This window comes from Nocardia vulneris (genome assembly GCF_001613425.1).
GTDB classification, from domain to species: Bacteria; Actinomycetota; Actinomycetes; order Mycobacteriales; family Mycobacteriaceae; genus Nocardia; species Nocardia vulneris.
Genome location: NZ_BDCI01000021.1, coordinates 195,732 through 210,012, shown reverse-complemented (window position 1 = coordinate 210,012; position 14,281 = coordinate 195,732). Strand labels below are relative to the sequence as shown.

General features: G+C 67.5%; 14 protein-coding genes. 6 read left to right on the top strand and 8 right to left on the bottom strand.

Going from position 1 to position 14,281, the window contains the following annotated elements:
- Positions 1-23 precede the first annotated feature (23 nt).
- On the top strand, positions 24-1,004 hold the full coding sequence (locus NVU01S_RS23030) for an MBL fold metallo-hydrolase (RefSeq protein ID WP_043666141.1): 981 nt from the start codon (positions 24-26) through the stop codon (positions 1,002-1,004).
- Positions 1,005-1,015: 11 nt separating this feature from the next.
- Here NVU01S_RS23030 and NVU01S_RS23025 read toward each other — a convergent pair whose 3' ends face one another.
- The 3 genes from NVU01S_RS23025 to NVU01S_RS23015 form a co-directional block, all read right to left on the bottom strand.
- Positions 1,016-1,216: a hypothetical protein gene (locus tag NVU01S_RS23025; RefSeq protein WP_146154139.1), complete on the bottom strand. Its 201-nt coding sequence runs from the start codon at positions 1,214-1,216 to the stop codon at positions 1,016-1,018.
- Positions 1,217-1,472: 256 nt separating this feature from the next.
- Positions 1,473-1,829 carry a darcynin family protein gene (locus NVU01S_RS23020; RefSeq protein WP_043666139.1) on the bottom strand — a complete coding sequence of 119 codons (357 nt, stop codon included), beginning with the start codon at positions 1,827-1,829 and terminating at the stop codon, positions 1,473-1,475.
- Positions 1,830-1,962: 133 nt separating this feature from the next.
- Positions 1,963-2,808 (bottom strand): NAD(P)H-binding protein, encoded by an 846-nt coding sequence (locus NVU01S_RS23015; protein ID WP_043666137.1) that lies wholly within the window; start codon positions 2,806-2,808, stop codon positions 1,963-1,965.
- A gap of 142 nt (positions 2,809-2,950) precedes the next feature.
- Here NVU01S_RS23015 and NVU01S_RS23010 point away from each other — a divergent pair, with 142 nt between their 5' ends.
- Positions 2,951-3,391, top strand: a complete 441-nt coding sequence (locus NVU01S_RS23010) for a MarR family winged helix-turn-helix transcriptional regulator (protein WP_043666135.1) — start codon at positions 2,951-2,953, stop codon at positions 3,389-3,391.
- A 170-nt stretch (positions 3,392-3,561) separates the two neighbouring features.
- On the opposite strand, the gene NVU01S_RS23005 is transcribed toward NVU01S_RS23010, so the two are convergent.
- Positions 3,562-4,695, bottom strand: a complete 1,134-nt coding sequence (locus NVU01S_RS23005) for a Fic family protein (RefSeq protein ID WP_244467144.1) — start codon at positions 4,693-4,695, stop codon at positions 3,562-3,564.
- Positions 4,696-4,736: 41 nt separating this feature from the next.
- Here NVU01S_RS23005 and NVU01S_RS23000 point away from each other — a divergent pair, with 41 nt between their 5' ends.
- A complete protein-coding gene (locus NVU01S_RS23000; protein WP_156161460.1) occupies positions 4,737-6,776 on the top strand; it encodes a thioredoxin domain-containing protein in 2,040 nt (679 codons plus the stop codon).
- A 316-nt stretch (positions 6,777-7,092) separates the two neighbouring features.
- Here the strand turns inward: NVU01S_RS23000 and NVU01S_RS22995 are convergent, their stop codons facing one another.
- Entirely contained in the window at positions 7,093-8,739 is a 1,647-nt protein-coding gene (locus NVU01S_RS22995) for an adenylate/guanylate cyclase domain-containing protein (protein ID WP_052280293.1), read from the bottom strand.
- 98 nt (positions 8,740-8,837) lie between these two features.
- The gene (trhA, locus tag NVU01S_RS22990) at positions 8,838-9,461 is read right to left on the bottom strand and encodes a PAQR family membrane homeostasis protein TrhA (protein ID WP_052280307.1); all 624 of its coding nucleotides are present in this window, start codon (positions 9,459-9,461) and stop codon (positions 8,838-8,840) included.
- Positions 9,462-9,661: 200 nt separating this feature from the next.
- On the opposite strand from trhA, the gene NVU01S_RS22985 reads away from it, so the two are divergent.
- Together NVU01S_RS22985 and NVU01S_RS22980 are read left to right on the top strand one after the other, a co-directional pair.
- Positions 9,662-10,450, top strand: coding sequence for an isoprenyl transferase (locus NVU01S_RS22985; protein ID WP_014988067.1), 789 nt, complete (start codon positions 9,662-9,664; stop codon positions 10,448-10,450).
- A gap of 40 nt (positions 10,451-10,490) precedes the next feature.
- On the top strand, positions 10,491-11,087 hold the full coding sequence (locus tag NVU01S_RS22980) for a hypothetical protein (protein WP_052280292.1): 597 nt from the start codon (positions 10,491-10,493) through the stop codon (positions 11,085-11,087).
- A 6-nt stretch (positions 11,088-11,093) separates the two neighbouring features.
- On the opposite strand, the gene coaA is transcribed toward NVU01S_RS22980, so the two are convergent.
- Positions 11,094-12,026, bottom strand: coding sequence for a type I pantothenate kinase (coaA, locus tag NVU01S_RS22975; protein WP_029899319.1), 933 nt, complete (start codon positions 12,024-12,026; stop codon positions 11,094-11,096).
- 193 nt (positions 12,027-12,219) lie between these two features.
- On the opposite strand from coaA, the gene NVU01S_RS22970 reads away from it, so the two are divergent.
- Positions 12,220-13,416 carry a hypothetical protein gene (locus NVU01S_RS22970; protein ID WP_043666121.1) on the top strand — a complete coding sequence of 399 codons (1,197 nt, stop codon included), beginning with the start codon at positions 12,220-12,222 and terminating at the stop codon, positions 13,414-13,416.
- A 399-nt stretch (positions 13,417-13,815) separates the two neighbouring features.
- Here the strand turns inward: NVU01S_RS22970 and NVU01S_RS22965 are convergent, their stop codons facing one another.
- A complete protein-coding gene (locus tag NVU01S_RS22965; RefSeq protein ID WP_043666118.1) occupies positions 13,816-14,265 on the bottom strand; it encodes a nitroreductase family deazaflavin-dependent oxidoreductase in 450 nt (149 codons plus the stop codon).
- Positions 14,266-14,281: the final 16 nt, after the last annotated feature.

Genomic DNA, 14,281 nt, shown 5'->3' with positions numbered 1-14,281 from the left:
CGGGCATGTGCTGTGGTACCGGCATGACAGGTTTCGGACGGCGAGAATTCTTCGGTGTGACCGCGGGCGCGGCGGTGCTCGCGGGCGTAGTGGCATGTGGCGGAACGGAATCCGCGCAACCGGCGGTGGCATCCGGTGCGCCGGGACCCGGCCCGGTGACGCTGCGGTGGTGGGGGAACAACGGATGGGAGATCCGGCTGCCCGGCGGCAAGACGGTGCTGATCGATCCCTGGCTGACCAGGTTCCATACCGGAACCTATACCGAGGCCGGTGCCGACCCGGAGACCCCGATCACCGTCGACACCGCGCTGATCGACCGTTACGTGGACAGCGGTGAGCTGCGCGCCGACCACATCCTGGTCACCCACGGGCACTACGACCATCTCACCGACGTGCCCTATCTGGCCAGGAAGACCGGCGCGACGGTGCTCGGCACCGAGACCCATCTCAACTTGATGGCCGCCCTCGGCGCACCGGAGGACCAGCTGGCCATCGCCACCGGCGGCGAGTACCTGCGCTTCGACGGCTACACCATCCGGGTGCTGCGGTCGCTGCATTCCACATCCGGAGCCAGGGCGGAGGTGGCGTTCGCGGGCACCCGGCCGGGCCTCGGCGCGGGAAAACTGCCGGAGCCCAGGGTGATTCGTGATCTGGTCGAAGGTGGCACGCTCGCCTACGAGGTGGCCGGTGGCGGTATGCGCGTCCTGAACTTCGGCGGCTCCAACTACATCGAATCCGAACTCTCCGGCTTGCACCCCGACGTCCTGCTGCTCCCCGCGGGCGGCGGCAAGATCACCGACTACGTCGCCCGCCTACTCCAGGTCACCGGCAATCCCCGCTACGTTCTGCCCACGCACTGGGACGATTTCGACCACCCGCTCACCGCACCGGCCCGCGACTGGGGCGGCCTCGACTCCCTCCGCAAAGCGGTCGTCCAAGCCAGCCCCGGCAGCGAGTTCATCCAGCTCGACCACCTCCAGACCTTTACCGTCCCGCAGGTGTGACGCGGCCGCGATCACTCGGTGCTGCGCCGTAGATCGCGGACGCTCACCGCGATCACCGCTCGGGCCAGGGCGCGTAGATCGTCGGCGATGGAATCCGGTTCGACCGCGCCTTCGAACCCTTCCAGGATCGCGCCGTCCGGCCAGCGCACCTCGTATCGGTACCAGCACCATCGCTCGCTCGGATGGTAGGGCAGGTCGAGTTCCAGTCGCACGGCCATTTCCTTCAGTGCCGCCGACACTTCCGCTGCCCAGCCCGCGTTCGCCACCTGCCACCACACCGGACTGTGTCGATCGCCCTCGAAGATCTCGACCCGATACGTAAACAGACTGCCCCCTCACCGAACGCGGTCAACCCAAACACCCTGCCAGACCGCATCCCGAGCTGCCGCGAAACCGGCGTCGAGCACAGCAAATTCGTTCGTACGCACTACTGTCCGACCCCCTGCGTCGACCGGATGGCCGGCCTGACTATGTGCTGACGGTGGCGAAGGTTTCGAGGTCGTAGTTCTTGGCGTACCCGTTCTCGACCCCCACCAGGAGGTCGACGATCTCGAAATAGCGGTCCCAGAAGGGGGTTTCGCGGAGGGCCTCGATCAGGAGTTGGTAGGACTCGTGGTCGTCGGCCTCCCACATCCAGACGTCGGTGACGCGGGTGGAGTAGAACTCGGTGTCGAAGAAACGGGAGCGGACGCCCTTCGTCCTTTCGTTGATGGCGGGCAGGACTTCGGTTTCGAAGGCGGTGACCCGTTGCGGAACGGTCAGCGCCAGCCATTCCGGGGTGGTCTTCACCAGCATGAACGCGGTGATGGCGGCGGTCGTACTCATGGGAATTCCCTTCTGTTGCCGCCTGATCGAGGAGTCGTTGGGCGGGCGGACAGTGACATGACCATGAGGTTAGAAATCCGGCAGTACTGCGCGCCACGCAAGTTGTGTAAGTCCGTTTTGCGCTCTGTGCAAGTCACTTTGCCTGGCTGAATGCCGCGGCGTGGTCGGCGGCCCAGGTCGAAAAGCCGAGAGCCGGGCGGCCGAGCAACTCTTCGACGGTGCCGGTGGTGGGACCGGGGACGCGGGCGTAGTCCGCGAGCGAACCGAGCAGCCGGGCTGCGATCTCTTCGGGTAGGCCCTGTGCGCTCATCGCGGCACGCACCTGTTCCGGTGTCAGTTCGAGGAACGACAGGTCGCGGCCGATGGCGTCGCCGAGCAGGCGGACCTTGTCGTACTGGGTCAGCGACTCTGGACCGGTCAGCACGTAGTGGCGACCGGCGTGGTCCCCGCTCGTCAGCGCGCGGACGGCGACGGCGGCGATATCGCGTTCGTGGATCGGCGAAGTGGCGGCTTTGCCGTAGGCGCCGCGCACCACGTCCCCGCCGCGCAGTTGCGGTATCCAGGCGCGCGTGTTGGCGTCGAAGTCGGCACAGCGCAAGGAAGTCCACGCCAGACCCGAGGTTTCGGCGGCGGCCTCGAGCGCCCGGAATCCGGCGATGAAACGGGGTTCGCCGGCGGGATATTCGACGGTGGCCGCCGAGACGACCACTACCCGGCGCGCACCGAACTCGGCTGCGGTGGAAAGGATTTCGGGTGCGGTGGCGAGGGCCGCGCGCGAGCTGAGCAGCACCGCCTCGACGCCGCTCCACGCCTCGCGGGGGATCGCCGGCACTGACGGATCACCCTGCACCACAGTGATTCCCGGTGGTAGCTGCGCGGCGGCGTCGCGGGTGACGGCGGTGACTTTCGCGCCGGACTCGTGCAATTGGGCGACTGCTTCCCGGCCTACCGTGCCGGTGGCGCCGATGACGACGATCATGATCGACCTTCTTCGTTCCTGGTCGGCCGCTGCCACGGCCTCCAATGGATGTCGTAAAATATGAAAGTCATATTATTTGATATGAGCTGGAGATGATATGAGTTCCGTAGTAAATGACGGTGATGCTCGTCACCGCCGTCGGGTGACGACCCGGATCAAAGGCTCGTTGCGCGCGGTGCGCAGTCAGTTGGCCCTGTTCAACCGGCAGGTCGGGGCGCGACTGGAACTCAAGGAGGTCGACTTCGACTGCCTGGACCTGATCAACGGTCACGGCCCGCTGAGCCCCAGTGCGCTCGCGAAACACGCCGGCGTGCACCCTGCCACGCTCACCGGCGTCCTGGACCGACTGGAGCGGGCAGGCTGGATCGTGCGTGAACGCGCCGGCGACGACCGCCGCGCGGTCCTGGTCCGCTCCCTCCCCGGCCGGCTCGGCGAGATGTACGACCTGCTGTCCGGAATGAACACCGCCGTCGACGAACTCTGCGCCGACTACACCCCCGAGCAACTCGAACTACTGGCCGGATTCCTCGACCGCGTCACCGCCGCCGGACGCACCGCCACCGAAGGGCTCGTCAAGGATTGACGCCGTCGGCCGCGACGGCTCTTAACCGGCTGGGTCCGCAACAGCTGGTCTTGTCTACGACGGGCGGATACGGGGCCGTGGATTGGGAGACGGTGCCGTCCTCGCCGGTTGGACACGGAGAGCGTGGCCTGTAGTTCGTATCGACAACCCAGAGCGAGTCGCCGACATGATCACAGTGGGCGAGCCGCGTCGGCGATCCGGACGCCGAGGTCGTCGAGTTCGTCGAGGACTGCGCCGGCGCCCCAGATCTGGTTGCGTTTCCGGTCGGTGAGGGGCCGTAGTACGCCGGCTTCGGCCAAGCGGTCGATTGCCGCGAAAACACTGCTGCGAGAAGCGTTTGTCAGGGCTTGCGCCTCTTCGGCGGACAGGATCGGGTGGGCGGGCAGGTGCCCGAGTAACGCGGCGGCGGCGCTGCCGGCGCGCACGCCGCCGAGCAGCTCGCGCCACTCGCGCGGGATCTCGTCGCGCAGCCGCTCGGCTGTCGTTCGCGACTGCGCCGCCGCGATCGCCGCACATCGCGCGAAATCCGAGATGAGCGGCCGCACATCACCTGTCCGGTAGAGCGTGAGCAGCTCGAAGTAGCGGTCGCGCCGGGCTGCCAGTGCCGACGCGAGCGGAACCACCACCAGTGTGGTTACGCCACGCAACCGCAGCACACTGTTGATGAGCGCCCGTCCGATCCGGCCGTTGCCGTCGGTGAACGGATGGATGGACTCGAACTGCGCGTGCGCGACCGCCGCTTGCGCGAGCGCCGACAGATCGCTCCGGTTGACGAACGTCTCCAGATCGGCCATGTAATCGGCCACGGTGTCCGGTGGTGGCGGAATGTAGAGCGAACCACGCGGCGAATGGTCGCTGCCGCCAATCCAGTTCTGCATGTCCCTGAAGCGCCCTGCATACCTGTGTTCGTACTTGTCGTCGGCCATGAGAATGCGATGCGCGGCAAGGAAATTCGGTATGGTGACCCGGCGCTCTCGGGAGGTGGAGCCAATCAGCGCGTCCAGCGCATCTGTTGCGGCGGCCATCGCCACCGCCGAAGGGGTGCTCCGAATGCCGTGTAGCGCGCGAGCGTAGTCGTCGAGATCCGCGTCGATGGCTTCGATCTTCGACGACGCTACCGACTCGGTGCGCAGTAGCAGCAACCCCAACGCCTCGAGTTGGCCCCCGTGCGCGGCGTCCAACACCGCGATCTCCCGAACCGCCGCCTCCAATTCGGTCGACAGCGCAGCATCGATGTCGACTGCCTGTGTGGCGATCCTTGGTGGCAGGGACACCGAGTTAACCCGGACGTGAGAGACGAGCAAGGACCAAGTTTGTGTGCACCTCGGTATGGCAGGCTGGAAGCGTGAACCAATTGGCCGCTGCGACGTCTCCCTACCTGCGTCAGCATGCCGACAATCCAGTTGATTGGCGGGAATGGGATGCGGCGGCGCTGGCAGAGGCGCGGGAGCGGGATGTGCCGATCCTGTTGTCGGTGGGGTACGCGAGCTGCCACTGGTGTCATGTGATGGCGCACGAGTCGTTCGAGGATGCGGCGACGGCAGAGTTGATGAACGACAACTTCGTGTGCGTGAAGGTGGATCGGGAGGAGCGGCCCGATCTGGATGCGGTGTACATGAATGCGACGGTCGCGATGACCGGGCAGGGCGGGTGGCCGATGACGTGCTTCCTGACTCCGGCGGGGGAGCCGTTCTACTGCGGGACGTACTACCCGAAGGTGCCGCGCGGCGGCATGCCGTCGTTCACGCAGTTGCTCACCGCGATCACGGATACCTGGCAGCACCGGCGCGATGAGGTCGATCAAGCTTCGGCGCAGGTGACCGAGGCGTTGCAGGCGCAGGCCGCGGGATTGCCGGATTCGGAGTTCACGATCGTGCCGGAACTGCTCGACCATGCGGTGGCGGCGGCGCTGCGGGACGAGGACCCGAAGCACGGCGGATTCGGTGGGGCGCCGAAGTTTCCGCCGTCGGCGCTGCTGGAAGGCCTGCTGCGCAGCTGGGAGCGCACGGGCGACCCGGCGGTGCACGCGGTGGTCGTTCGTACCGCCGACGCGATGGCGCGGGGCGGTATCTACGACCAGCTGCGTGGTGGGTTCGCCCGGTATTCGGTCGATGCCGCCTGGGTGATCCCGCATTTCGAGAAGATGCTGTACGACAACGCGCAATTGCTGCGGGCCTACGCGCATTTGGCGCGCCGGGAGCCGCCGGAATCACTGGCGCACCGGGTTACCCGGGAGACAGTCCAGTTCCTGCTCGACGATCTCGGCACCGAGCACGGGGGTTTCGCCTCCGCGCTGGACGCGGACACGCACGTGGAACCTGGTAGGCCCGGGGTGGAGGGTGCCACCTATGTCTGGACGCCCGCTGAACTGATCGGCGAACTCGGTCCGGACGATGGTGCTTGGGCCGCAGCGTTTTTCGGAGTGTCCACGGCGGGGAACTTCGAGCAGGGCACCTCGGTGCTCACCCGGTACACCGAACCCGAAGCGGCGGAACATGATCGGCTCGAACGGGTCCGAAAGACGTTGCGCAAGGTCCGCGACGGACGCCCGCAGCCGGACCGCGACGACAAGGTGGTCACCGCGTGGAACGGTATGGTGATCACGGCGCTGGCCGAAGCGGGTGCCGCGTTCGGAGCGGGCGAATGGGTGGCGGCCGCTGCCCGCTGTGCTCGATTCCTGTTGTCCGAGCACGTGATTGACGGACGGGTGCGCCGAGCGTCGTTGCACGGTGTGGCGGGTGCGTCGCCCGGCGTGCTGGAGGATTACGCGTGGTTGGTGACTGGCCTGCTCGCGCTGCATCAGGCCACCGGCGAGCTGGATTGGCTCCAGCACGCGCAACGCCTGCTGGACACCGCGATTCAGCATTTCGCTGATCCCGCGACCCCCGGCAGCTGGTTCGACACCGCCGACGATGCGGAAACCCTGGTCGCTCGCCCGCGTGACCCGATCGACGGCGCGACCCCGGCCGGCGCTTCGTCGCTCGCCGAGGCCCTGCTCACGGCCGCCGCCACCAGCGAACCCGACCTGGCCATCCCGTACCGCGAACTGGCCGAGCAGACCCTGCAGCGCGGCGCGGTCGTACTGGCGCGCGCCCCCCGCTCGGCAGGACAGTGGCTCACGGTCGCCGAGGCCGCGCTGCAGGGTCCACTGCAGATCGCCATCGCCGCCGAATCGCCCAGCGCCCCAAAGGAATTACTGGCCGCCGCGCGCACCGCGGCCCCGGGCGGAGCGATCATCCTCGCCGCCGCCCCGGACGCGGTCCCACTCCTCGCCGACCGCCCTCTCCTCAACGGCGAACCCGCCGCCTACGTATGCCGCGGCTCGGTCTGCGACCTCCCGGTAGGCACCGCGGACGAACTACGCGCCGCTCTCCGCCTGAAGTAGCGGCCGGGGGCGCGGAGGTTCGTAAGTGAGTGTCTCGGTGGCGGCTGAGACGACTAGTTGAGCCGTGGGATCCGCGCGTCCCGCCGCGCGCCGCTTGGGGCTCCCTTGCTGCGGCTCGGTCTGCGATCTTCCAGTAAGCACCGCGGACGAACTGCACGCCGCTCTCCACCTGAAGGAGCGGCCGGCCGCTCGACTACGCTCAGCGGCCGCCCGGCGTGTACTGGACTGTTGATCACCAGGTAATGGTGGTGTTGCGCTCTCGGCCGATGCCGCCACCATTACCTGGTGATCGGCTGACCGACTCGAACCCGCCGGGTCACTCGGGTTCAGCTGTGGCGGTGCGGGCTTCGGCTACTGGGCTGCGTTTGATGAGGGGGTCGGCGATGGTGCTGCCGTCGATCACGGGTTCGGTGGCGGTGCCGGTGGTGGCCGGGCTGGGGCGGGCGGCGGCGCGCCGGTCGTTGTCGGTCCAGCAGACGGTCGGGGTGTGCATGCCGCGCAGCAGGATGGTTTCGTAGTGCACCCATTTGGTGCGTTCGTGTGCGGCCGCGGCCGCGATGACCGCGCCGCTCACCAGGATTCGGCGCGGCACCTCTTTGGCCTCGGTGGTGAGGCGCGCGGCCTCGTTCACGGCGTCGCCGATGACGGTGTATTCCAGGCGGGTGTCGGAGCCGACGTTGCCCGCGAAGACCGGTCCGCGCGCCAGGCCGATGCCGATATCGAGTTCTCCCGCGGCGAGCACCTCGTCCCGGATCCGGCGGGCGGCGCGCAGCGCGGGCGTCGCGTTGTCGCGCAACGCGATCGGGGCACCGAAAATGCACAGCGCCGCATCGCCTTCGAATTTGTTGACCAGACCGTTGTTCTCCTCGGTGGCGGCGACCACGGTGGCGAGCAGCCGGTTCAGCTTGGCCACGAACTCTTCCGGGGGCAGTCCGGTGGACAGCTCGACCGAGCCGGTCACGTCGACGAACAGCGCGGTCACCTCGCGCACGTCACCGGTCAGGTCGACACCGCCGGCCAGTGCCCGTTCGGCCACCTCGTTGCCGACGTGCCTGCCGAACAGATCGCGCATCCGCTGCCGCTCGGACAGATTCGCGGCGAGTTCGTTGACCGAGTTCTCCAGCCGCCCGATCTCGCTGGTACTGCCGACCGGAACCCGCACGCCGAGTTCGCCTCTGGTGATCCGATCCAGCGCCCGGCGCAGCGTGCGCATCGGCGAGGCGACGGCGCGGGCCAGGAAGGCGGTGGCGATCGCGCCGACGGTCAGGCCGACGATGGAGAGGTAGATGGCGGTGCGGATGCGGTCGGTCGGGGCGGCGGCCGGGTTGGCCAGCACCACGATCAGCATCAGCAGCGGCAGCGCGCCGGCCACCGCCCAGCTCACCACCACCCGGACCAGCACGCTCGAACTCCAGTGCATGGTCGGCCCGAGCACCGCGGCGACCACCGGAATGGTCGGCCGGATCAACCGGTCCACGATGAGGAAGGTGAGCCCGACCGATTCGGCCCCGCCGAGGGTGAACAGCGCGGCCATCACGGCGGGGTCGTTGTCGGGTGCGAGGTTCATCAGCGTGATCGTGGCGACGATCACGCCGGTGATCCACACCGCGAAGGCCCGGGTGGTGATGATGATCGGCAGTCGAAGCACCTGTCGCGCCTCGTCCTCGGTCGGCTTGCGCCCCTGGTCGAGCCAGCCGAAATGGGACGAGCGGTCGCGTACCGCGAGCGCAACGCCGGCCACGAAACCGACGGTCGGGTAGATGCCCGCCAGGAAGACCGATCGGAGCCAGTTGTCGCCGAGCATGGTGAGCGACCCGCTGAGCCACAGTTCGGTGACGATCACCCCGAGACCGCTGAGGTTGGCGGCGATCACCACCGCAGCCAGCCCGGCGCGTGCCTTCAGCGCCCAGATGACCAGCCGCGCGATCATGCCGTGCACCTCGTTTCCGCTCCGCTGTGCCATCGCTGCGCCGCCATTGTCGTTCCGATGTCGCTGCCGACTTTATTGCCGAATCGGTGAAAACCAGGCATTCTGCCGGTGTGCCCGGCCGAGTGTGCAGGTCAGCGCAGTACGACCAGCCAGACCGCGATGTAGTGCGTCAGCGCGGCGAGCACCGTCGCGGCGTGGAAGAACTCGTGATGGCCGAACACGGTCGGCCACGGGTTGGGCCATTTGGTGGCGTAGAGGATCGCGCCGCCGCTGTAGAGCAGTCCGCCGATGAACAGCAGGATCAGCGGTGCGATACCGATATTGGTGTTCAGTTGACCCGCGACCGGCACGATCGCCCAGCCGAGCAGCAGGTAGAGCGGCACGCCGACCCAGCGGGGCGCGGTGGGCCACAACAGTTTCAGCGCGACTCCGGTCAGAGCGCCCGCCCACACCACGGCCAGCAGCGTCTGTCCCGTGCGGCCGGGCAGGCCGAGCAGCGCGAACGGGGTGTAGCTGCCCGCGATGAACAGGAAGATCATCGAGTGGTCCGCGCGCTTCATCCGGATCCGGGCCTGCGTGGTCGGCCAGGTGATCCGGTGATAGATCGCGCTGATGCCGAACAGCCCGCAGACGGTCAGTCCGTAGACCAGGGTGGACCAGCCCGCGGTCGCCGAGAGGGTCGCCGCCTTCGCGATCAGCACGATGGCCGCGATGGCCGCGATGCCGACCGCCCAGGTATGGATCCAGCCGCGCATCCGAGGTTTGATCAGCGCCTCGGCGAGCGCCTCGGGCGCCGATCCCGCGACCACCCCGGAGTCGGTGGCACCGACGGATTCGGACACGAGCTACCTCCTGCTTGAACTCACCGGTAACCTACGGGACCGTAGGTTACCGCCCCTTCGTCACTGTACCGGGATGTGCGGTGGCTGACAGGATCCTGTCCGTGGGGCGTAGGGTGGCCCGCGTGGAGCTTCCGGTTCAGGTGCGGGGTTTGCCGTATCGCATCTACGAGGCCCGGCTGACCAAGCAGCTGGCCGGCAAACAACATCCCCGCCACGTCGCGGTGATGTGCGATGGTAATCGGCGCTGGGCTCGGGAGAACGGTTTCGCCGATGTGAGTCATGGCCACCGCGTCGGCGCGGTGAAGATCGCCGAGCTCGTCGGCTGGTGTCAGGCCGAGGGCATCGAGATGGTCACCGTCTACCTGCTCTCCACCGAGAACCTGCAGCGCGATCCCGACGAGCTGGAGACGCTGTTCGAGGTGATCACCGACGTGGTCGAGGAACTGTCGGCGCCGGAACAGAATTGGAGCGTGCGCGTCGTCGGCTCGCTCGACGGATTCCCCGAGTTGATCGCCAAGCGCATCCGCACCGCCGCCGAGCGCACCGAGGACCGCAACGGGGTGCACGTCAACGTGGCCATCGGCTACGGCGGCCGGCAGGAGATCACCGACGCGGTGCGCTCGCTGGTCCGCCAGGAGATCGCGGCGGGGGAGACCGGCGAGGATCTGGTGCAGTCGATCACCGTGAACGCGATCGGCCAGCACCTCTACACCTCGGGCCAGCCCGACCCGGATCTGGTCATCCGCACCTCCGGCGAGCAGCGGCTATCCGGTTTTCTGCTGTGGCAGAGCGCATACTCGGAGATATGGTTCACCGAGGCGTACTGGCCGGAGTTCCGGCGTGTGGACTTCCTGCGGGCGCTGCGCGACTACGCGGCCAGACATCGCAGGTTCGGCATCTAGTCCGGCGCGCACGGGCGCTCGCGCCGGCGGGGAGGGCGTCGTGCGCGAGGTAGACGGCCGCAACGGTGCACAGGTCGCGGCCGCCGGGCCGTACATCGGTTACGAGGAGTTCGGCAGGCGCTTCTTCGAGTACGCCGCCTCCGAGCAGCGTATTCTCGGCGCCTTCGACCAATTGACCGGTGCGGCATTCGATTTCGGCCCGATCGGAGTCGGCCCGGCGAAGCTGGCCAAGGCGAGCGCGCAGGTGCAACTCGGGCAGGCGCAGGTGCGTCGCGAGGTCGAGGACGTGATCTCGTTCCAGCTGAAGATCCCGCTCAGCGTGGACATGCTCATCGATCTGGCGCTGGATCGGCATCGGTTCGAGGTCGACGGCAACATCCATCTGCACCTGACCGTGCGCGCGGCGGAGCCGCTGCGGGTGATCATCGACATCGCGACGCCGCGCTCCAGCGATGTCCGGATCAACGTCGCCACCGGCACCATGCGCGGGCAGCTCCTGCGCATCCTCGCCAGCGTCGATCAAGAGATCCGGCGTTTCATCGCGCGCTATATCGCCAAAGAGATCGACAAACCGCACATTGCCGCGGCCCGCGATATCAATGTGGCCAAACGTCTGGACGAGGCGTGGAAATTGTAAGCGGGATCACAATTTACGCAGCCGCAGCCGATTGATCGCGTGGTCGGCGTCCTTACGCAACACCAGTGTCGCGCGCGGCCGGGTGGGCAGAATGTTCTCCACCAGATTCGGCCGGTTGGTGTTGTTCCAGATCTCCTCCGCGGCGTGCGTCGCCTGGTCGTCGGTGAATCCGGCGTAGTGGTGGAAATGCGCGTTCGGGTTCGCGAACGCGGTCTCGCGCAGGGTGAGAAACCTTTGTACGTACCACTTCTCGATGTCCTCGATGCGGGCGTCGACGTAGATCGAGAAGTCGAACAGGTCCGAGACCATCAGCCGCGGACCGGTCTGCAGCACGTTCAGGCCCTCCACGATCAGGATGTCGGGCTGGCGCACGCAGTGGAACTTGTCCGGCACGATGTCGTAGGAGATGTGCGAATACACCGGCGCGCACACCTCGGCCGCACCGGATTTCACCTCGGTGACGAATCGCAGCAGCTTGCGGCGGTCGTAGCTTTCCGGAAAACCCTTGCGGTGCATGATGCCGCGCCGGGTGAGTTCCGCGGTGGGATAGAGGAATCCGTCGGTGGTGACCAGATCCACCCGGGGATGGTGGTCCCAGCGGGCCAGCAGCGCCTGCAGCACGCGCGCGGTGGTCGATTTGCCGACCGCGACGCTGCCCGCGACGCCGATCACGAACGGCACCTGCCGATCGGGATGGGTCTCGCCGAGGAAGGTGGCGGTGGCGGCGAACAATCGCTGCCGCGCGGCCACCTGGAGGTGGATGAGTCGAGCGAGCGGCAGATAAACCTCGGCCACTTCCTCGAGGTCGATCTGTTCGCCGAGACCGCGCAGGCCCCTCAGTTCTTCCTCGGTGAGCACCAGGGGAGTCGACTTACGCAGAGTTCGCCACTGTTTCCGGTCGAATTCCACATACGGACTCGGCTCGCTCATTCGTGCCACTTACCCGACGCTCCACTTCGGCAAACACGCACACATACCGTGCCGGCTCAGTGAGATTCGGTCTAGCTTTCGCCGCATAGCCGAATTCTGCTCTGCGCCGGTAGCGCGGGAAAAGCGGGGTACCGGTACCTGTTGGTAACCGGGGTGTCATTGTGCCGCGCGCCGCACCCGGCGGAGGGCTAATGTCGGTCGGATGGAAGCGCATCCACTCGTGACCGAGTACCTGCGGCTCGGCTTGGCATTCGACCGTTTGGAAGAGGGGTTCGTCGACGCGTACACCGGTGACCCGGCATTGCGTCGCGATGTGGCGAACGGTCCCGCACCGGAGCCGCGACAGCTGGCGCAGCGGGCGGCGGCCCTGCGCGCCGAGTTGCCCGACGCCGGGCTGACGGCCGAGCGCACCGAGTTCCTGGATGTGCACCTGCGCGCGCTGGAATGCTCCGGGCGCAAGTTCGCCGGCGACGACATCGGATTCGTCGACGAGGTGCGCGCCTACTTCGACGTCGATATCGCGCCCGCCGACGTCGAGGACTACCGCGACGCGCACCGGCAGATGGACGAGGTCCTGATCGGCGACGGACCGCTGGCCGAACGGGTGGCCGCGCACCGCAAAGCCGACGAGATCCCGCCGGAGCGGCTGCCGGCCTGCGTCGAGGCGTTCTCCGGCGCGCTGCGCGAGTTGGTCCGCGCCCGCTATCCGCTGCCCGACCACGAGCACGTCACCTACGAGGTGGTGGGCGACAAGCCGTGGTCCGGATTCAACTACTACCTCGGCAATTTCCACTCGCGCGTGGCGATCAACGCCGATCTCAAACAGCACATGACGCATCTGCCGCTGTTGATCGCGCACGAGTCCTACCCCGGTCACCACACCGAGCACTGCCGCAAGGAGGCCGGCCTGGTCGCCGCGGGCCAGGCCGAGCAGACGCTGTTCCTGGTGAACACGCCGCAGTGCCTGATGGCGGAGGGACTGGCCGACCTGGCGCTGCGCTCCCTGGTCGGGCCCGGCTGGGGCAAGTGGGCGCAGGAGATCTACGCCGACCTCGGCCTGCGCTTCGACGGGGAACGGGCGGAACGACTTTCGGACGCCTCCGCGAAACTCGTCAGCGTCCGCCAGGACGCGGCGCTGCTGCTGCACGACCGGCATCGCACCCAGGACGAGGTGGCCGAGTTCCTGCAGACCTGGAGCCTGGTCACCCCCGAGCGCGCCCGGCAATCGCTGCGCTTCCTGTCCTCCCCGCTCTGGCGCGCCTACATCTCCACCTACGTCGAGGGGTATCGCCTGCTCGGCGGCTGGCTGGATCGTGCGGCCGACGCCGAGGAGCGCTCGGATCGTTTCCGTCGCCTGCTGGACGAGCCGCTCACGCCGGGCGCGATCCGCCGCGACTGAAGTCCGCCCGCGCACCCAAGGCCGAACACGAATTCGCACCCGCCGCCGGGCAGTGGCAGCGGGTGCGAATCGCGGCAGCGCCGGTTACGCGGCGGCCGTGTGCGTCCTACTGGATGACTCCGCAGTTCACCCCGGCGGAGAGGGTGCACATCATGAAGGCGAGCTGGCGGAGCAGCCCTTCGAGGGGGTTGGACGGAACTGCGACGAAGGCGAGCATGCTGACTCCTCGACGGGTGGACTGTGCACCCGGTTAACCGATCGAAAATGGTTGTTTCGTTACATTCCGAGTGACCCGAAATGTTGCGCCCCAAGGGATTGGGGCTGCGGCGAGAATACCGGGTGCGTCGATCGGCGCTACGTCGCGAGGGGGTGCGGTGCCGAGATCACGCGTCGAGAGGTTCAGGCGGGCGTAAAGGTGATACGCACCGAGATCGGGTCGCTTTCCAGCGCTTTCATCGTCCATTCCGCGGCGGATTCGGGAATGCGGCCGGTCGCGAAACTGCGCGCGCGGGCGACCACATCGTCGTCGGGGACGAATGCGGCGGTGCCGGTGTACCAGCGTTTGCCCTGGCGCAGGCGGACTTTGGGGTCGGCGACGATGTTGCGGGCCCAGCCGGAGCGACGGCCGTGCTGGGAGATGAGCCAGGCGCCATCCGGATCGATCGAGACGGTCACCGGGACCCGGCGCGGCTGACCGGTTTTCGCGCCGATGGTCTCCAGTTCGGCGAGCAGCGCGGACCGGATGCCGACGCGGTCGAGCAGGCCGACGGCGGGGTTGGCGAAGTAGCGGCCGAAAAACCGTTCGCGGCGGAACTTTCGGACGGCTGCGCTGGGGCTGCGTTCACGCATAGCGGTTCTCCTCGTT